This window comes from Nocardia yunnanensis (genome assembly GCF_003626895.1).
In the GTDB taxonomy this organism is placed as follows: domain Bacteria; phylum Actinomycetota; class Actinomycetes; order Mycobacteriales; family Mycobacteriaceae; genus Nocardia; species Nocardia yunnanensis.
In genome coordinates this window covers 2652238-2671500 of sequence record NZ_CP032568.1, presented here as the reverse complement: position 1 = coordinate 2671500, position 19263 = coordinate 2652238, and the positions used below count along the sequence as shown (strand labels likewise).

General features: G+C 68.8%; 16 protein-coding genes. 11 read left to right on the top strand and 5 right to left on the bottom strand.

Features of this window, described 5'->3' with window-relative positions; translation table 11 throughout:
• The first annotated feature begins 65 nt into the window (after window positions 1–65).
• The gene (locus tag D7D52_RS12290; RefSeq protein ID WP_120736429.1) at window positions 66–926 is read left to right on the top strand and encodes a P1 family peptidase; all 861 of its coding nucleotides are present in this window, start codon (window positions 66–68) and stop codon (window positions 924–926) included.
• Window positions 927–928: 2 nt separating this feature from the next.
• Here D7D52_RS12290 and D7D52_RS12285 read toward each other — a convergent pair whose 3' ends face one another.
• The gene (locus tag D7D52_RS12285; RefSeq protein WP_425464627.1) at window positions 929–1921 is read right to left on the bottom strand and encodes a heme o synthase; all 993 of its coding nucleotides are present in this window, start codon (window positions 1919–1921) and stop codon (window positions 929–931) included.
• 390 nt (window positions 1922–2311) lie between these two features.
• Between D7D52_RS12285 and tkt the strand changes: the two genes are divergently transcribed.
• From tkt to pgl, 5 genes are read left to right on the top strand one after another with little or no spacing between them, the layout of a single operon-like run.
• Complete coding sequence (gene tkt, locus D7D52_RS12280) at window positions 2312–4456, top strand: transketolase (protein WP_120736427.1); 2145 nt, start codon at window positions 2312–2314, stop codon at window positions 4454–4456.
• Between the two features lie 6 nt (window positions 4457–4462).
• Window positions 4463–5596, top strand: coding sequence for a transaldolase (gene tal / locus D7D52_RS12275; RefSeq protein WP_120736426.1), 1134 nt, complete (start codon window positions 4463–4465; stop codon window positions 5594–5596).
• Window positions 5597–5598: 2 nt separating this feature from the next.
• Window positions 5599–7161: a glucose-6-phosphate dehydrogenase gene (gene zwf / locus D7D52_RS12270; protein ID WP_120736425.1), complete on the top strand. Its 1563-nt coding sequence runs from the start codon at window positions 5599–5601 to the stop codon at window positions 7159–7161.
• A complete protein-coding gene (gene opcA, locus D7D52_RS12265) occupies window positions 7158–8066 on the top strand; it encodes a glucose-6-phosphate dehydrogenase assembly protein OpcA (RefSeq protein WP_187703138.1) in 909 nt (302 codons plus the stop codon). The genes zwf and opcA overlap by 4 nt, the downstream gene beginning before the upstream one ends.
• Complete coding sequence (gene pgl, locus D7D52_RS12260; protein ID WP_120736423.1) at window positions 8059–8793, top strand: 6-phosphogluconolactonase; 735 nt, start codon at window positions 8059–8061, stop codon at window positions 8791–8793. Before opcA ends, pgl begins: the two co-directional genes overlap by 8 nt.
• A gap of 70 nt (window positions 8794–8863) precedes the next feature.
• Here pgl and D7D52_RS12255 read toward each other — a convergent pair whose 3' ends face one another.
• Window positions 8864–9931, bottom strand: coding sequence for an Lrp/AsnC family transcriptional regulator (locus tag D7D52_RS12255; RefSeq protein WP_120736422.1), 1068 nt, complete (start codon window positions 9929–9931; stop codon window positions 8864–8866).
• 105 nt (window positions 9932–10036) lie between these two features.
• Here D7D52_RS12255 and D7D52_RS12250 point away from each other — a divergent pair, with 105 nt between their 5' ends.
• Window positions 10037–11200: an alpha-hydroxy-acid oxidizing protein gene (locus tag D7D52_RS12250; protein ID WP_120736421.1), complete on the top strand. Its 1164-nt coding sequence runs from the start codon at window positions 10037–10039 to the stop codon at window positions 11198–11200.
• Here D7D52_RS12250 and D7D52_RS12245 read toward each other — a convergent pair.
• The gene (locus D7D52_RS12245; protein ID WP_162958289.1) at window positions 11197–11607 is read right to left on the bottom strand and encodes a DUF732 domain-containing protein; all 411 of its coding nucleotides are present in this window, start codon (window positions 11605–11607) and stop codon (window positions 11197–11199) included. The genes D7D52_RS12250 and D7D52_RS12245 overlap by 4 nt on opposite strands.
• A 199-nt stretch (window positions 11608–11806) precedes the next feature.
• Between D7D52_RS12245 and D7D52_RS12240 the strand changes: the two genes are divergently transcribed.
• The gene (locus D7D52_RS12240) at window positions 11807–12952 is read left to right on the top strand and encodes an FG-GAP repeat domain-containing protein (protein WP_120736419.1); all 1146 of its coding nucleotides are present in this window, start codon (window positions 11807–11809) and stop codon (window positions 12950–12952) included.
• Here D7D52_RS12240 and D7D52_RS12235 read toward each other — a convergent pair whose 3' ends face one another.
• Both D7D52_RS12235 and D7D52_RS12230 read right to left on the bottom strand, forming a co-directional pair.
• Window positions 12953–14350 (bottom strand): amidase, encoded by a 1398-nt coding sequence (locus D7D52_RS12235; RefSeq protein ID WP_120744045.1) that lies wholly within the window; start codon window positions 14348–14350, stop codon window positions 12953–12955. It abuts the gene before it with no gap.
• Window positions 14351–14497: 147 nt separating this feature from the next.
• Window positions 14498–15418: an alpha/beta fold hydrolase gene (locus tag D7D52_RS12230; protein WP_120744044.1), complete on the bottom strand. Its 921-nt coding sequence runs from the start codon at window positions 15416–15418 to the stop codon at window positions 14498–14500.
• A 95-nt stretch (window positions 15419–15513) separates the two neighbouring features.
• Here D7D52_RS12230 and D7D52_RS12225 point away from each other — a divergent pair, with 95 nt between their 5' ends.
• From D7D52_RS12225 to fadD8, 3 genes are read left to right on the top strand one after another with little or no spacing between them, the layout of a single operon-like run.
• Window positions 15514–16362: an SDR family NAD(P)-dependent oxidoreductase gene (locus D7D52_RS12225; RefSeq protein WP_120736418.1), complete on the top strand. Its 849-nt coding sequence runs from the start codon at window positions 15514–15516 to the stop codon at window positions 16360–16362.
• Between the two features lie 41 nt (window positions 16363–16403).
• The gene (locus D7D52_RS12220; RefSeq protein WP_120736417.1) at window positions 16404–17597 is read left to right on the top strand and encodes a thiolase C-terminal domain-containing protein; all 1194 of its coding nucleotides are present in this window, start codon (window positions 16404–16406) and stop codon (window positions 17595–17597) included.
• A gap of 41 nt (window positions 17598–17638) precedes the next feature.
• A complete protein-coding gene (gene fadD8 / locus D7D52_RS12215; protein ID WP_425464626.1) occupies window positions 17639–19261 on the top strand; it encodes a fatty-acid--CoA ligase FadD8 in 1623 nt (540 codons plus the stop codon).
• Window positions 19262–19263 lie beyond the last annotated feature (2 nt).

Below are 19263 nucleotides of genomic sequence, written 5' to 3'. Positions count from 1 at the left end.
GAGTGCGAGGATCGAGTCCAAAGGCACTGGGCCGGTGCGGATCAGCGGTGATCGGGAGGTTGCGGATGAGCATCGGAATCGACGGCGTACGGGTGGGGCATTGGACCGATCCGGTCGGTGAGACCGGCTGCACGGTGCTGCTGCTGCCGGCGGGCACGACCGGATCCTACGAGGTGCGCGGCGGGGCGCCCGCCAGCCGGGAACTCGATGCCCTCGATCCGGAGAAGACCGTGCAGACGGTGGACGCCATCGTGCTCAGCGGCGGGTCGGCCTTCGGGCTGGCCAGCGCGGACGGGGTGATGCGCTATCTCGAGGAGCAGGGCCGCGGCGTGCCGACCCCGGGCGGGGCGGTGCCGATCGTGCCGACGCTGTCGCTGTTCGACCTGAGCGTCGGTGATCCCGCCGCGCGCCCGACCGCCGACCACGGTTACGCCGCGGCACGCGCCGCCGCCGGCGAGCAGGTGTTGCGCGGGCGCGTCGGCGCGGGCGCGGGGGCGTACGTGGGGCATTGGCGCGGCCCGCAGGCACGGGTGCCCGGTGGAATCGGTTATGCCGAAAAGCGATTGGGCGAGGTGGTGGTCGGCGCGGTCTGCGCGGTGAACGCCTTCGGCGATATCGACGACGGCCGCGCGGAGATCTCCTTCGACGCCGTCGCGGTCCTGCAGCAGCTCGCCTTCACCCAGTCGCGCGCCCACACCACGATCGGCGCGGTCGTGACCAATGCCCGCCTGGACAAGATCGGCTGCCGCATCGTCGCCCAGGGCGCGCACGACGGCCTGTCGCGGGCGTTGACCCCGCCGCACACCCGCTTCGACGGTGACGGTTTCATCGCCGCCGCGACGGGGGCGGTGGAGGCCACCGTGGATGTGGTGCGGCTGCTGGCGCTGGCGGCGGTGACCGAGGCGATCCGCTCGGTCGCGCGCTGAGCTCAGGCCCAGCCGAAGAGGGTGTGGCCGAGGGTGTGCCAGCCGAGCACGGAATCCACGGCCAGGCCGCAGAACACGACGGCCAGATAGTTGTTGGACTGCAAGAACAGTCGCAGCGGCTTGACCGATTCGCCCCTGCGCACACCCGAATACAGCTGGTGTGCCATCAGCAGGAACCAGGCGCCGGCGACCAGTGCGACCGCCGCGTAGATGACACCGGCCGCGGGCGCCAGCGCCAGCGTGGCCAGCACGGTGGCCCAGGTGTAGAGCACGATCTGCTTGGTCACCGCCTGTTCGGTGGCCACCACCGGCAGCATGGGCACGCCCGCGGCCTTGTAGTCCTCCTTGTAGCGCATGGCCAGCGCCCAGGTGTGCGGCGGCGTCCAGAAGAAGATCACCAGAAACAGCACGATCGAGGGCCAGCCGATGGTGCCGGTGACCGCCGACCAGCCCACCAGCACCGGCATGCAGCCGGCCGCGCCGCCCCACACCACGTTCTGGGAGGTGCGCCGCTTGAGGCCGAGGGTGTAGACGAAGACGTAGAACAGGATGGTCGCCACCACCAGCGCGCCCGAGAGCAGGTTGGCCTGCCACCACAGCCACGCGAACGACGCCAGGCCGAGGGTGACGCCGAAGACGAACGCGTTGCGGGTGGGCACCGCCTCGCGGGCCAGGGGCCGCTTGGAGGTGCGTTTCATCACCTTGTCGATGTCGGCGTCGGCGACGCAGTTCAGGGTGTTGGCGCTGGCCGCGCCCATCCAGCCGCCGAACAGGGTGGCCAGGATCAGGCCGATCCGCACCTCGCCGCGCGAGGCCAGCAGCATGGTGGGAATCGTTGCGACGAGCAGCAATTCGATGACGCGGGGCTTGGTCAGGGCGATGTAGGCCAGTACCCGCCTGGTCGCCGCCGACAGCGGGCCGCTGCCCGTGACACGGTCGGCGAGCATTGCCCCGGAGGAGCCGTGAGCGCCACCCGGCTGTTGCCCAATCCGCACTGTTTCTCCTCGCACGCCGTGCATTGTTCGAAGGTCCGCCAACCAGCAGCGCGCTAGCCGTTCCCCAGACACAGCCCAGTGCGGCGCGGTCACTACTACACAGCATGGTAGACCCACGCCGACCATGCTCCCGACCAGGTCCACCCGTGGCGTGTGCCGCGGCTGATTCACCCGGCGTGCACGGGGTAGTCACGAAGAGGTTTGCGTGGAGCCGCTATCCGGTGACACATCCGCCGGTGAATCCGGGTTCCCGTATGTCCACGAAACGCCGCCCCTTAGGGTGGACGTAGATCGGTGCGCCGCGCAGCGCGCACCACGGATCCAACCGCAGCGAATCACCCCGCCGCCCACAACCGCATCGTTGACGAACAGGTCAGGAGAACCTCGGTCGTGTCAGTCACAGACGACATCCGCGCGCTCACTCAGCCGAACCACCCCACCGACTGGACCGATCTGGACACCAGAGCCGTCGACACGGTCCGCGTCCTCGCCGCCGATGCCGTGCAGAACGCCGGCAACGGCCATCCGGGCACCGCGATGAGCTTGGCGCCGTTGGCGTACACGCTGTTTCAGCGGGTCATGCGCCTGGACCCCAACGACCCCTCGTGGGCGGGCCGCGACCGGTTCGTGCTGTCGTGCGGGCATTCCAGCCTGACCCTCTACATCCAGCTGTATCTGGCCGGGATGGGTCTCGAGCTGACCGATCTCGAGAACCTGCGCAAGTGGGGTTCGCTGACCCCGGGGCATCCGGAGTACCGCCACACCGACCACGTCGAGATCACCACCGGCCCGCTGGGTCAGGGCCTGGCCTCGGCGGTCGGCATGGCGATGGCGGCGCGGCGCGAGCGCGGCCTGTTCGATCCCGAGGCGGCGCAGGGCGAGTCGGCGTTCGACCACTTCATCTACGTGATCGCCTCCGACGGTGACATGGAGGAGGGCGTCACCTCCGAGGCGTCCTCGCTGGCGGGCACCCAGCAGCTGGGCAACCTGATCCTGTTCTACGACGACAACAAGATCTCCATCGAGGACGACACCCGCATCGCCTTCACCGAGGACACCGCCGCGCGCTACCGCGCCTACGGCTGGCACGTGCAGGTCGTCGAGGGCGGCGAGGACGTGGTGGCCATCGAGAACGCCATCGCCGAGGCCAAAGCGGTGACCGACCAGCCGTCGATCATCCTGCTGCGCACCATCATCGGCTACCCGGCCCCGAACAAGATGAACACCGGTTCCTCGCACGGGTCCGCGCTGGGCCCCGACGAGGTCGCGGCTACCAAGAAGATCCTGGGCTTCGACCCGGACAAGAGCTTCGACGTGGACGCCGCGGTGATCGCGCACACCCGCACCAATGTCGCCGACCGCGCCAAGGCCGCGCGTGCCGCCTGGCAGGAGCAGTACGACGCGTGGGCCGCGGCCAACCCGGAGAACAAGGCGCTGTTCGATCGCCTGCAGCAGCGCGCGCTGCCGGAGGGCTGGACCGAATCGCTGCCCAGCTACGCTCCCGACGCCAAGGGCATGGCCACCCGCAAGGCGTCGGGCAAGGTGCTCGAGGCGCTCGCGCCGGTGCTGCCGGAACTGTGGGGCGGCTCGGCCGATCTCGCCGAATCCAACAACACCACCATGCCGAATCAGCCGTCCTTCGGCCCGCAGACCATCTCCACCACCCACTGGTCGGCCAACCCGTACGGGCGCACCCTGCACTTCGGTGTGCGTGAGCACGCGATGGGCGCGATCCTCAACGGCATCGCCCTGCACGGCCCGACCCGCCCCTACGGCGGCACCTTCCTGGTGTTCTCCGACTACATGCGGCCCGCGGTGCGGCTGGGCGCGCTCATGCGCACCCCGGTCACCTACGTGTGGACCCACGACTCCATCGGTTTGGGCGAGGACGGCCCGACCCATCAGCCGATCGAGCATCTCGCCGCGCTGCGCGCGATCCCGGGCCTGAACGTGGTGCGCCCGGGCGATGCCAACGAGACCACCTACGCGTGGCGCACCATCCTGGAACGTGACAGCGCCGAACGGCATTCGCATTTCTCGGTGTCGGAGCCGCCGCATCAGGACGGTCCCTCGGCGCTGGCGCTGACCCGTCAGGATCTGCCGATCCAGGAGGGCACCAGCTACGAAGGGGTGCGCAAGGGCGGCTACGTGCTGGCCGAATCGTCCACCGGCACACCGCAGGTGATCATCATCGCCACCGGTTCGGAACTGCAGCTGGCCGTCGAGGCCCGCGCTACGCTCGAGGAACAGGGCATCGGGACCCGCGTGGTGTCGATGCCGTGTGTGGAGTGGTTCGACGCGCAGGAGCAGTCCTACCGCGACGAGGTCCTGCCCCCGTCGGTGCGGGCCCGCGTCACGGTCGAGGCCGGTATCGCGATGCCGTGGCACCGTTTCACCGGTGACGCCGGGGAGAACGTGTCCATCGAGCACTTCGGTGCCTCCGCCGACTACAAGACGCTGTTCCGCGAATTCGGCATCACCGCCGATGCCGTCGTCGCGGCCGCCACCCGCTCGCTTGCCAAGGTGAAGGGATAAGTCCTCATGACCCAGAACACGAACACCGCGGCCCTGTCGGCCGCCGGGGTTTCGGTGTGGCTGGACGACCTGTCGCGTGATCGCATCAAGTCCGGAAATCTGAAGGACCTGATCGAGACTCGCAATGTCGTCGGTGTCACCACCAACCCGACCATTTTCCAGGGCGCGCTGTCGAAGGGCCACGCCTACGACGAGCAGGTGCGTGAGCTCGCCGGCCGCGGCGCCGATGTGGATTCGGCGATCCGCACCATCACCACCGACGACGTGCGCGCGGCCTGCGATGTGTTCGCCGATGTGTTCGCCGCCTCCAAGGGCGTCGACGGCCGGGTCTCGATCGAGGTCGATCCGCGCCTGGCGTTCGACACCGACGGCACGGTGGCGCAGGCCATCGAGCTGTGGAAGATCGTGGACCGCCCGAATCTGCTGATCAAGATTCCCGCGACCGAGGCCGGTCTGCCCGCCATCACCCGGGTGATCGCCGAGGGCATCAGCGTGAACGTGACGCTGATCTTCTCGGTGCAGCGCTATGTCTCGGTGATGGGCGCCTACCTCGACGGGCTGCGCAACGCCCACAACGACGGCCACGACATCGCCAAGATCCATTCCGTCGCGTCGTTCTTCGTCTCCCGCGTGGACAGCGAGATCGACAAGCGGCTCGAGGCGCTGGGCACCGAGGAGGCTCTGGCCCTGCGCGGCAAGGCCGGAATCGCCAACGCGCGCTTGGCCTATGCCGCCTACCAGGACATCTTCGAGGGCGGCGCGCACACCGACCTGTACGCCAAGCTGGCGGCGGCGGGCGGCGCCAATCGGCAGCGGCCGCTGTGGGCCTCGACCGGGGTGAAGAACCCCGACTACCCCGACACCATGTACATCACCGAGCTGGTGGGCCCGAACACGGTCAACACGCTGCCGGAGAAGACGCTCGAGGCGTTCGCCGATCACGGTGTGCTGCAGGGCGATCGGCTGGCCGGGCTGGCCGGTGAGGCCCAGCAGGTGTTCGACGCGCTGGTCGCGGCCGGGATCGATCTCGACGACGTGTTCGCCGTCCTCGAGACCGAGGGTGTCGACAAGTTCGTCACCTCCTGGCAGGACCTGCTCGACGCCACCGCCGAACAGCTTCGGGTGGCGGGAGGCAACTGACAGTGGCTGGCGCGGCGACGACGGTCGCGACGCCGAATCCGCTGCGCGATGATCGCGACAGCCGGGTTCCGCGTATCGCAGGACCGTGCAACGTGGTGATATTCGGCGTAACCGGTGACCTGTCGCGGCGCAAGGTGCTGCCGGCCATCTACGACCTGGCCAACCGGGGGCTGCTGCCCCCGGGCTTCAGCCTGGTCGGCTTCGCGCGCCGGGACTGGAGCGACGAGGATTTCGCGCAGCTGGTGCACGATTCGGTGTCGGCGTCCTCGCGCACTCCCTTCCGGGAGGAGGTGTGGCAGCAGCTCAAGGAGGGGTTGCGGTTCGTGCGCGGCACCTTCGAGGACGACGCGGCCTTCCACAAGCTGGCCACCACCCTCAAGGATCTCGACCGTGATCGCGGCACGGGCGGCAATACCGCCTTCTACCTGTCGATTCCGCCGTCGGACTTCCCGATCGTGCTCGAGCAGCTGTCCAAGAACGGGTTGGCCAAGGGCGCGGACGCGCCTGCGGGACAACCGGATCCGTGGCGGCGGGTGGTCATCGAGAAGCCCTTCGGGCACGATCTGAAGAGCGCCCAGGATCTCAATGCCCTGGTGAACACGGTGTTCCCGGAGCGGTCGGTGTTCCGCATCGACCACTATCTGGGCAAGGAGACGGTGCAGAACATTCTGGCGCTGCGCTTCGCCAACCAGCTGTGGGATCCGATCTGGAACGCCAACTATGTCGACCACGTGCAGATCACGATGGCCGAGGACATCGGATTGGGCGGGCGCGCAGGCTATTACGACGGGATCGGCGCGGCGCGCGACGTCATCCAGAACCACCTGTTGCAGCTGCTGGCGTTGACGGCGATGGAAGAGCCGGTCAGCTTCCAGCCCAAGCAGTTGCAGATCGAGAAGATCAAGGTGCTCTCGGCGACGAAACTGGTCGAACCGCTGGACGAGACGACCGCGCACGGGCAGTACACGGCGGGCTGGCAGGGCAGCGAACCGGTGGTGGGGTTGTTGCAGGAGGAGGGCTTCGACCCCAACTCCCGCACCGAGACCTACGCCGCCATCACCCTGGCGGTGGAGACGCGGCGCTGGGCGGGGGTGCCGTTCTATCTGCGCACCGGAAAACGCCTGGGGCGGCGCGTCACCGAGATCGCGATCGTGTTCAAACGCGCCCCGCATCTGCCCTTCGATCAGACCATGACCGAGGAGCTCGGGCAGAACGCGCTGGTCATCCGGGTGCAGCCGGACGAGGGCATCACCATGCGATTCGGGTCGAAGGTGCCCGGTTCGTCGATGGAGGTGCGCGATGTGAACATGGACTTCAGCTACGGCGAGGCGTTCACCGAGGACTCCCCCGAGGCCTACGAGCGGCTCATCCTGGATGTGCTGCTGGGTGTGCCGTCGCTGTTCCCGGTCAACGAGGAGGTCGAATTGTCCTGGCGCATCCTCGATCCCGCGCTCGAGCACTGGGCTTCCGCCGGTAAGCCCGACCCGTACGAGGCGGGCGGCTGGGGCCCGGATTCCGCCGACGAGATGCTCGCGCGCAGCGGGCGGGAATGGCGGCGGCCGTGATCATCGACATGCCCGACACCGACACCCGCGAGGTGTCGAAACGTCTTGTGCAGCTGCGCGAATCCAATGGCGTGGTCACCATGGGCCGGGTGCTGACGCTGGTGGTGTGCACGCTGGATTCCTCCGAGGCCGAGGACGCCATCGACGCGGCCAACGACGCCAGCCGCGAACACCCCTGCCGGGTGATCGTGCTGGCGCGCGGGGATCGCATGTCCCCGACGCGGCTGGACGCGCAGATCCGCGTCGGCGGTGACGCCGGCGCGGCGGAGGTGATAGTGCTTCGGCTGCAAGGCGATCTGGTGCCGCACGAGGCCAGCGTGGTGATCCCGTTCCTGCTGCCCGACACCCCGGTGGTGGCGTGGTGGCCGCGCGGCGCCCCGGAGTTCCCGTCGAAGGATTCGGTGGGCCGGCTGGCGACCCGCCGCATCACCGACGCCACCTTCGCACCCGATCCGCAGTCCACCATCAAGGGTCGCCGGCACTCGTATGCGCCCGGTGACACCGATCTGGCGTGGAGCCGGGTCACCTATTGGCGGGCGCTGCTGGCGGCGGCGCTGGACGAGGCGCCGTTCGAGGCCGTGGAATCGGTGACGGTGTCGGGGTTGCAGGAGGAACCGGCGCTGGACATGCTGGCGGGCTGGCTGGCCGCGCGGCTGGACTGCCCGGTGGTGCGGCGCACGGGTGAGCTGAAGGTGGAGATGCACCGGTCCACGGTGTCGATCTCGATCGCGCGCCCGCAGCACGGCCGCACCGCCACCCTGACCCGCTCGGGCGAACCGGATCAGCGGTTCGCGCTGGCGCGGCGGGAGACCAAGGACTGTCTGGCCGAGGAGTTGCGGCATCTGGACGCCGACGACATATACGCCGAGGCGCTGACCGGACTCGAGAAGGTGACCTATGAGTAAGCCCGCCGTCGAAACCTTCTCCGGCACCGAGGAACTCGTGGCCGCCGCGGCCGCGCGGTTCGTGGCCGAGGTGGTGGAGGCGCAGCGGTCGCGCGGGTCGGCGTCGGTGGTGCTCACCGGTGGCGGCACCGGCATCGCGCTGCTGGAGCTGGTGCGGCAGGCGCCCGGCGATATCGACTGGGCCAAGCTCGACGTGTTCTGGGGCGACGAGCGTTTCGTGCCGACGGGCGATCCCGAACGCAACGAGCTGCAGGCGCGCCAGGCGCTGCTGGATCATGTGCCGGTGGATCCGGCGCGGGTGCATCCGGCCGAATCCTCCTCCGGCGATTACCCCGATCCGCTCGAGGCGGCCGGGGAGTACGCGGCCACCGTGCACGCGTATCTGGCCGAGCACGGCAGCTTCGATCTGCATCTGCTGGGCATGGGCGGTGAGGGACATGTCAATTCGCTGTTCCCGCACACCGACGCCACCCGGGAGGAGCATGCGCTGGTGGTCGCGGAGACCCACTCCCCCAAGCCGCCGGCGGTGCGTGTCACGCTGACGCTGCCGGCGGTGCGCCGTTCGCGGCATGTGGTGCTCATCGTCTCCGGTGAGGCCAAGGCCGCCGCGGTGGCCGCCGCGCTCAATGGCGCGTCGCCGCTGGATGTTCCGGCCGCGGGCGCGATCGGCAGCGAGTCGACGACCTGGCTGCTGGACGAGGCCGCCGCGAGCGACCTGCCCCGCTGAGGTCGGCGAAGTTCTGAACAGGGGCGGGTTCGCGAGGGCGAGCCCGCCCCTGTTCTCAACGCCCCCAACCTCATTCGTCGGCGGGTAGTGTCACGGCCGGGTCGCGCCACACGTCCGGCGGCACCACCGCGCGGGAGCGACCGTGGCGGTCGAGGATGCGGCCGAGCAGTTTCTCGTGACGCAACGTGATGACGCGGGCGCCGATGGCGAGTTCGGGATGGCTTGCGGCGAGCTGGTTTTCGAAGCGGGTCACCTCGGCGACCGAATGCAGCCCGGCCTGCAGTACGAGGTTGTGGGTGCCGCTGACGGCGGCGCAGTTGCGGGTCTGCGGCAGCCGGATGAGGGCGTGGCCGAGCTCGGGCAGCGCGGCGGTGGGCGCGGTCGCCCAGAAGGTGACCGCGACCGGCCAGCCGCCCAGCGGTCGCGCGAAATCGCAGCGGAAGCCCAGCAGTCCCAGCCGGGTCAGCTCGTCGATGCGGCGTTTGACGGTGGCGGGACTGGTGTCGAGGGCCGCGGCCAGCGCGGTGTGCGCGGCGCGGCCGTCGCGCGAGAGTTCGCCGATCAGCGCCTGATCCAGGGCGGTGAGCCGCAGACCGGGCGCGGGCATCGCCCGCGCGGGGGCACTGCGCAGCCGCTGCTGCTGGTCGGGAGCGAGTGCGTCGATGCGCCAGCTGCCGCCCTCGGTGAACCAGTGGGTGACGATGCTGGTGCGCACGGCGGTGACGTGGGCCAGCGCGGGCAGCACATCGAGGGTATAGCGGGCCAGCTGGTCGAAGCCGCCGGTGGCGACGGTGGCCAGGATGCGGTTGCTGCCGCCGGCGCGCTCGAGGGTCAGCATGTGCGGATGCGCGGCCAGGGCGGCTACCACGGTATCGGTTTCGCCTGCGGCGCAGTCGATGTCGAGGTAGGCGGCGCACAGCAGATCGAACACGGCCGGCCCGGGTGACGCGCACACCCAGGCGTCCCCGCGCCCGCGCAGCCGCTGCCAGCGGCGTGCGACGGTGACCGGGTCGACGCCCAGCACCCCGCCGAGTTCGGTCCAGGAGCCGCGCGGGCGCAGTTGCAGGGCGTGGATGAGGGCGAGATCGTCCTCGCTCAACGGTGTGGCGTCGCCCGGGGTCGTGATGTCATCCTGCACAGTCCCGCATCCTCTGCCCGTATCCTGCGATCGACCGGCTTTCGCTGCCCAGTCTCGCACAATTGCGGAAGCACGGCGTGGGCGATACGGAACGGAGAGTGCGACGTGGCATTCGGTGACTTTCAGAACGAGATCTATTTCAACGGCCTGCGCGGGGTGGTGCCGGCGTATCCGGTGAGTTTCGCGGAGCTGGCGCAGCGCGCGCAGGCCGCCATGCCGCCGTCGGTGTGGTCGTATGTGGCCGGTGGCGCGGGCGACGAGCGCACCCAGAACGCCAATGTGGCCGCCTTCGACCGCTGGGGTGTGGTTCCGCGCATGTTCGTCGGTGCCGCGCAGCGCGACCTGTCGGTGGAGCTGTTCGGAACAACCTGGCCCGCACCGGTTTTCCTGGCGCCGGTCGGGGTGATCGGGTTGTGCGCGCAGGACGGGCACGGCGATCTGGCCACCGCGCGGGCCGCCGCGCGCACCGGGGTGCCGATGGTCGCCTCGACGCTGAGCGTGGACCCGCTCGAGCAGGTGGCCGCCGAATTCGGTGACACCCCGGGCTTTTTCCAGCTCTACACTCCCACCGACCGCGATCTGGCCGCCAGCCTGGTGCAGCGCGCGGAGGCGGCCGGGTTCAAGGGCATCGTGGTCACCCTCGACACCTGGGTGACCGGGTGGCGGCCGCGGGATCTGTCGACCGGTAACTTCCCGCAGTTGCGCGGGCACTGCCTGGCCAACTACTTCAGCGATCCGGTGTTTCGGGCGAGCCTGGCGCAGTCGCCCGAGCAGGATCCGCAGTCGGCGATCCTGAAATGGATTCAGGTCTTCGGTAATCCGCTGACCTGGGCGGATCTGCCGTGGCTGCGTTCGCTGACCACGCTGCCGCTGATCGTGAAGGGCATCTGCCATCCCGAGGACGCGCGCCGGGCCAAGGATCTGGGCGTGGACGGCATCTACTGCTCGAATCACGGTGGCCGCCAAGCCAATGGCGGACTGCCCGCGCTCGACATGCTGGGCGAGGTGGTGGCCGCCGCCGACGGGCTGCCGGTGCTGTTCGACTCCGGGGTGCGTTCGGGCGCCGACATCGTCAAGGCGCTCGCGCTGGGCGCCAGCGCGGTCGGCATCGGCCGCCCGTACGCCTACGGCCTGGCGCTGGGCGGGGCGGACGGCATCGTGCACGTCCTGCGCACGCTGCTGGCCGAGGCGGATCTGATCATGGCCGTCGACGGCTATCCGACGCGGAAAGATCTGACGCCCGAGGCGCTGCGGCCGGTGTCGGTCTAATTCGCCAGATACGCGAATTCCGGACAGAACGCGCCGATGGCGGCGCCGATGATCACACCGGTCTGTTCGCGGCGGAATTCGGTGCCCTTGGTGAGCCGGTCGGCGATATGGTCCAGCAAGGACGCGTCCGCGGTCGCGCCCAGCACCGTATTGGTCTGCATGGACGCGCAGACCGTCCGACCGGCAGTCACGGTGCGATCGCGGTCCCCGACGGGAATGGCGGCCTGCTGCAAGGTGGAAAGGAAAAGGTCCGCCGAACCCGGACCGTCCGGAATATCCGCAAAGGTGGATATCACCGGTTTGATGGGTTTTCGCGGTGAGGTGGTGGGCAGGTTTTGCGCATTGTCGGATCGGTCGCAGCCGGAAAGCAAAAGTATCAGAACAATAGCTATCGCTATCTTGTACACGGTCGGGACCGTACACCCGGGATCCGCTCGATCGGCTCGACCGCGGAGAACTCGCCAGTTCGACACTGTGCACTAGGCGATTCGGCGCAATTCCGACAATTAGCCGAAAAGCCTTGAACCGCGGGGTTTTCTATAACTCGGTGTCCTAGAGTCCGTGGCCACCACCATTCGGTGGTGTCACCCGGACTCAGGAATACCTATGCCTGTACGTGTTTTTCGTCGTGCCCTGCTCACCGCCGCCCTCGCCTCGGCGGCGGTGCTCACGCTGCCCAGTGCCGCTTGGGCGGCCGGAGCCATCAGTTTCGCGCCTGCGGTGAATTCGCCGTCGGGCGGGTCGTTTCCGTCGTGGGGTCCGGGGCCGGCGCCCATCGGCATGGTGGCCGCCGACTTCGACGGGGACGGCATTCCCGATATCGCGGCCGCCGATTTCCAGGGCAGCGGACCGATTTTCATGAAAGGCAAGGGCGACGGCACCTTCGCGCCCGGCACGCGGGTGGGCACGCCGGGCAGCGGGTTCGGGGCGCTGGCGGTCGGCGACCTCAACGGGGACGGCAAACCGGATCTGATCGCCCAGTCCTGGACGCAGATCGCGGTGTTCCTGGGCAATGGCGACGGCACGTTCACACCGGCCAAGACCTACACCACCGTCGAGGGCGCGCAGCAGGAGGTGCAGGTCGCCGACGTCAACGGCGACGGCAAGCTCGACGTGCTCAGCCTGCTGCCGACCGGGGTGCAGACCTGGCTCGGCGGCGGCGACGGCAGCTTGAAGGCGGGTCCGATCACGGTGTTCGGCGGGACGCCGGGTGCGTTCACCATGGGACGGTTCCACACCGGCTCCAAGATCGACATGGCGGTCAACAACGATGTGTCCCAGCAGATGGAGGTGTTCTTCGGCAACGGGGACGGCAGTTTCACCCACAAGGGCCACAGCACCAGCGGTCTGATCACCGAGGATGTGCGGGCCGCCGATTTCGACGGCGACGGCATCGACGATGTGGTCACCGCGGATTCGTTCTCCTTCAGCACGACCGTGCTGATCTCCGACGGCAACGGCGGATTCAAGAAGACCAATCGCGTCAACCTGTCGGGGCTTGGCCCGACCAGCATCGCGGTCGGGGATTTCAATCACGACGGCAAGATGGATGCCGCCATGTCGGCGGTGCTGAACTCGAAGATCGTCATTTTCTCCGGCAACGGTGATGGAACCCTCACCAAGACCGGCGAATACGATGTCACCAGTCAGCCGCAGACGCCCGTGGTCGCCGATTACGACAAGGACGGCAAGCCCGATATCGCGGTGGCCGGTGACGCCAATGCGGTGTCGTTTCTGAAGAACATTTCCTGATCAGTCCTGGATGCGCCGGAACGGGCGTGCCGCCTCGAGCGCGTAGGCCATTTCCAGCAGGGTGCGTTCGTCGCCGTGGGCCGCGGAGAACATCACGCCGATCGGCAGCCCGGCGTCGGACGCACCCAGCGGCAGCGAAAGCGCCGGGGCACCGGTCACATTCGCCAGCGGCGTATAGGTGACGTAGGCCAGCAGCCGGTCGAAGACCTCCTCGAACGGCTGCGCGGGGCTGAGGTAGCCCAGCGGCGGGGTCGGCGAGGCCAGCACCGGGGACACGATGAGCTCGACATCGCGGAAGGAGGCGGCGTAGGCGTGGCGGACGCGCGAGAGGCGATACAGGATCGCCGGCGAACGCCACGCCGAGCTGCGAAAGCGACTGCCCAGCCCGCGCGTGAAGGGGTCCAGCCGCGCCGCGTCGAAGCGCGGATCGAAGGAGAATTTGCCGGTGACGCCGAGCAGGAACGCCAGCATCTCCCAGTAGTTGGCGAAATCCTGGGCGAACCCGCGATCCACCGGATAGCCCAGGGGCCGCACCTCGTGGCCCAGATCCTCGAGCAGCGCGACGGTGTCGTCGAGCACCGCGCGCACCTGCGGATCCAGCGGCGCGCCGGTGATGGGCTCCGACAGCACCCCGATGCGCAGCCGCCGCCGCGCGGGTCCTTCCACCAGTCCGACCGGCGGCAGCGCCGGATTGCGCCACAAGCGTTCGGCGGCAGCGAAATAGGTGGCGGTGTCGCGGACGGTGCGGGTCAGCACGCCTTCGGAGACGAGGTTGATCGGCATCGATTTCGCCTGCGGCCCATCCAGATGCCGGCCGCGGGTCGGCTTCAACCCCACCAGCCCGCAGCAGGCCGCCGGAATCCGGATCGAGCCGCCGCCGTCGTTGCCGTGCGCGATCGGCACCACCCCCGCCGCCACCAGCGCCGCCGAGCCGCCCGAGGAAGCGCCGGAGGAGAATTCGACGTCCCAGGGGTTGCGTGTCGGCGGGGCGTCGGCGAATTCGGTGGTCGCGTTCAACCCGAATTCCGGCAGCGTGGTCTTGCCCAGCACGGTCATCCCGGTGCCCATCAACTGCGCGGCATACGGCCCATCGCTTTTCGCGGGCCGCGCCGTCCACGCCGCGCTCCCGTGCTGCGTCGGCAGCCCCGCCAGATCCGTATTGTCCTTCACATAGGTCGGCACCCCGTACAGCAGCGCCTCCCGCTCCCCCGACACCCGCGCCGTATCTGGTTGCACCACAATCGCATTCAGCTCCGGATTCACCACCGCGGCCCGCTCCCGCGCCGCCTTGGCCACCTCGGCCGCCCCGAGTTCCCCCCGCCGGATCAACTCCGCCAGTGCCACCGCGTCGTGCTCCCCCAGGGCGTCGTCGCCGAAGGCGTGAATGCGCGCTCCCATGTTCCGGGCCTCCTCGATGAGTCTGTACACCCCGACTCCCGCCGACCCTACACAAAACTGGACGAACGAACAGGAGGGTTCGGGCGCGGACCGGGCAGCCGCGCGGGACCACCCGGTCGCGCTCTGGTCTCGAGTCGGTTCAGGCGCTCAGGTCAGGCTTTTCAGGTTGGTGAGCAGGAAAGCGTTGACCGCGTCGGGGCGTTCGAGTTGGACCAGGTGGCCCGCCTTCGGGATTTCGACGACGTCGCGGAGGTCGGGGACATTGGCGCGCAGGGTGGCCAGGGGGTCGCGACCGCTGAAACCTTCCATGTCGGGGTCGTTTTCGCCGTAGAGGAAGAAGGTGGGGACATCGACCGTGGCGTCGGCGTAGGCGGCGGTGAGCTGCCAGTTGCGGTCGAGATTGCGGTACCAGTTGAGGCCGCCGGTGAAACCGGTGCGCTCGAAATCGGCGGCCAGGGTGTCGAATTCAGTCTGCGACAACCACGGCCAGGGCAGGGCGGGAGCCTGCGGGAGGGCGTCGAGGTAGCCGATGCCGGGCGGGTTCTTCCAGGTGTCGAGGTAGTGGTAGTCGCCGGAGAGCGAGTAGTAGACGCGAGCGAGGAACCCGCGCGGGTCGGCGGCGAGTTCGGCGTCGGCGACACCGGGTTGCTGGAAGTAGGACAGGTGCAGGAAGTGGCGTTCGGCCGCGCGGGTCCAGAACGCCGAGGGGGCTTTCGGGGGACGCGGGGCGAACGGATTGTTCAGAACCATGGCCGCGGCGACGCGTTCGGGTTTGCGCAGGCTCAGCTCCCACACCAGCTGCGCGCCGAAATCGAGGCCGACGAAGACCGCCTTGTCCGCGCCGATGTCGTCGAGCAGGGCCATGAGATCGCCGATCACGGCCTCGTTGGTGTAGGCGGCGGGATCGGCGGGTGCGTCGGTGCGGCCGTATCCGCGCAGGTCCGGAGCGAGGGCGCGATAGCCGGCGGCGGCGAGGGCGTCGAGCTGGTGATGCCAGACGAACCAGGTGTGCGGGAAGCCGTGACAGAAGACGACCGGGTAGCCCTCGCCCGCGTCCGCGACGTGCATGCGGACCTCCCCGGTGTCGATCGTCCGATGTGTCGGTTCCACTCCGCCTCCAATTTCTAGAACACGTTCCTATTTCAAGGTAGTGTCCAGAGGTCGTGAGCGAAATACCCAAGATTCTCGCCGGAACGGTCGCGGTGGTGACCGGGGCCAGCCGTGGCATCGGCAAGGGCATCGCCCTGGAGCTGGGCGCGGCCGGGGCGACCGTGTACGTCACCGGGCGCACCGTCACGGCCGGACCCCTGCCGGGCACGGTGTCCGCGACCGCCGCCGAGATCGACGAGCTCGGCGGCACCGGTATCGCGGTGGTGTGCGATCACCGCGACGACGCCGCGGTGGAGAAACTCTTCGCGCAGGTGCGCGCGGAGCAGGGCCGATTGGACGTGCTGGTCAACAACGTCTACGACGCGCCGGGTTCGGCGCGTTGGATCGGGCGCAAGTTCTGGGAGGTGCCGCCCAAGGCGTGGGATGCGGGCTTCGACATCGGAGTGCGATCGCACTATGTGGCAAGCGTTTTCGCCGCGCCGCTGATCATCGAATCGCAGGGCCTGATCGTGAGCGTCTCCTCCCCCGGCGCGGTCCGCCAGATGCACAACGCCGTCTACGGAGTCGGCAAGGCCGCGGTGGATCGCCTCACCGCCGAGATGGCCCACGACCTCGAGGGCACCGGCGCGACCGCGGTGTCGATCTGGCCGGGCATCGTCAATACCGAACTGCTGCAAATGGTTCCGCCCGACACGGACGGCCGTCGCCTGGTCACGCTGCCCGGTGAGGGCACCTTCGACCTGGATGCGGCCGAGACCCCGCGCTTCCCCGGCCGCGCGGTGGTCGCCCTGGCCGCGGACCCGAATCGCCTGGCGCGCACCGGAAAAGCGTGGAAGGTCGCCGACCTGGCCGAGGACTACGGCTTCACCGACCTCGACGGCCGCGTCCCGCGCGCCGACTAGACCTCGAATTGCGTTCTCGAAGAACAGGAGTGGACAACCCTATGCGACGTGTTTTCGTCGTCGGCGTGAACATGACGCCGTTCGTCAAGATCGGTTCGCGCGAGTGGACCTACCCGCAGATGGTCGCCGAGGCCGTCGACGGCGCACTGAAGGACGCCGGGGTCACCTACGACCAGGTGCAGCGCGCGGCGGTCGGCTACGTCTTCCAGCCCTCCGCGGCCGGGCAGCGCGCGCTCTACGACATCGGGCTGACCGGTATCCCGATCGCGAACGTGAACAACAACTGCGCCACCGGATCCACCGCGCTGATGTTGGCCCGCGAATGGGTCGCGGCCGGCATCACCGAGGTCGCGCTGGCGGTCGGGTTCGAGCAGATGACCAAGGAGGCGATGGCCGGTCCGACCACCAAACCCAAGGTCACCACGGTCGATGCGCACCTGAAGGTCAATCGCGAGCACTTCGAGTTCTCCGCCGCGCCCATCACCACCCAGTTCTTCGGCAATGCCGCTGTCGAGCACATGCACCGCTACGGCACCACCCCCGAGCAGCTGGCGGCGGTCGCGGTCAAGAACCACCAGCACTCCGCCGGTAATCCGTTGGCGCAGTTCCAGGATGCCTACACCCTCGAGCAGGTGCTGGGCGACAAGCCGGTGCACGGGCCGCTGACGCGTTCGCAGTGCTCGCCCATGTCCGACGGCGCGGCGGCGGCGGTCGTGGTGAGCGAGGAGTTCGTGCGGGCCCACGGGCTCGAGGGCCAGGCCATCGAGATCCTGGCCCAGGAGCTGGCCACCGACGACGGCAGCTCCTTCACCACCGGTTCCATGATCGACGTGGTGGGCGCGCCGATGACGCGGGCGGCATCGTCGAAGGTGTTCGCGCGCGCGGGAATCGGCGTGCACGATGTCGACGTGATCGAGTTGCACGACTGCTTCTCCATCAACGAGCTCATCACCTACGAGGCGCTGGGCCTGTGCGGGGAAGGCGAATCCGGCGCCCTGGTGGAGTCCGGCGCGACCACCTACGGCGGCACCTGGGTGGTCAACCCGTCGGGCGGCCTGATCTCCAAAGGCCATCCGCTGGGCGCGACGGGCCTGGCCCAGGCCACCGAATTGTCCTGGCAGCTGCGCGGTCTGGCGGGCGAGCGCCAGGTCCCCGGCGCGCGCACCGCGCTCGCCCACAACCTCGGCCTGGGCGGCGCGGTCGTCGTCACCCTCTACGGCGCCAACACCCTGTGACACCAGGGGGTTCGGGCGTCGGGCCCGCGACCCCGCTCCGGATGGAGGAGGAAACCATGACCACATTCGATGCCGACACCATGCTGCGGCTGCCGGTGCACAATGGGCACGCCCTGGTGGCGGGCCTGAAGCGGCACAAGAACCGTCCCGTGCTCACCCTGGGCGACCATATCCTCACCGGCGGTGAGGTTCTGGACGGTATGAGCCGCTACATCGACGCCTTCGCCGAGCACGGCGTCACCACCGGCACCCCGGTCGGGGTGCTCGCGCTCAACAGGCCCGAGGTGCTGTTCACCATCGGCGCCGGCCAGATCGTGGGGTCGCGGCGCACCGCGCTGCATCCCATCGGCGGGCTCGACGATCACGCGTATGTGCTTGCCGACGCGGGCATCTCGACGCTGATCCTGGATCCGGTGCCCGCGTTCGTGCAGCGCGCCCGCGAACTGGTCGACATGGTGCCGGCGCTGACCAAGGTGCTGGTGCTGGGCCCGGTGCCCGACTCGCTGGCCGACGTCGGCATCGACATCCTCGCCGCCGCCGACAAATACGAGCCGCGCGAGGTCAAGGCCGTCGAGCTGCTGCCCAGCGATGTCATCTCCATCAGCTACACCGGCGGCACCACCGGCAAACCCAAGGGTGTCATCGGCACCGCGCTGACCATGAACACCATGACCCAGATCCAGCTCTCGGAATGGGAGTGGCCGCGGCATCCGAAATTCCTGATCTGCACCCCGCTCTCGCACGCGGGCGCGGCGTTCTTCCTGCCGACGGTGCTGCTGGGCGGGCAATGCGTGGTGCTGCCACGCTTCGACGCCGCAGAGGTGTTGCGCGCCATCGAGGAACACAAGATCTCGGCGACCATGCTGGTGCCGTCGATGCTGTACGCACTGCTGGATCATCCCGATTCCAGGACCCGCGATCTGTCCTCGCTCGAGACCGTCTACTACGGCGCCGCCGCGATCGACCCGAATCGGTTGCAGGAGGCCATCGATCGCTTCGGCCCGATCTTCGCCCAGTACTTCGGGCAGTCCGAGGCGCCGATGGCGATCAGCTACCTGGCCAAGGACGAGCACGACAAGCAGCGGCTGACCTCGTGCGGGCGACCCTCGACCGCGGTGCGGGTGGCGCTGCTGGACGGCGAGGACAACCCGGTGCCGCAGGGTGAGGTCGGTGAGATCTGCGTGTCCGGGCCGTTGCTGGCGGGCGGCTACCTGAATCTGCCCGAGGTCACCGCCGACACCTTCAAGAACGGCTGGCTGCGCACCGGCGATCTGGCGCGCCAGGACGAGGACGGCTTCCTGTTCATCGTCGGACGCTCCAAGGACATGGTCGTCACCGGCGGGTTCAACGTCTTCCCGCGCGAGGTGGAAGACGTTGTCTCCGAACACCCGAAGGTGCAGACGGTGGCGGTCGTCGGGGTGCCCGACGCGCACTGGGGCGAGGCCGTGACCGCGGTGCTGGTGCTCGACGCCGACACCGCCGCCGACCCGGCCGCCGTGCAGACGGTGACCGCCGAGATCCAGGCGGCGGTCAAGCAGCGCAAGGGTTCGGTGCAGGTACCCAAGCACGTGCTGGTGATCGAGGAGCTGCCGCTGACGGGTCTGGGCAAGCCGGACAAGAAGGCGATTCGCGTGCTCGCCGCCGAACGACTCGGCCTGTCCTGAGG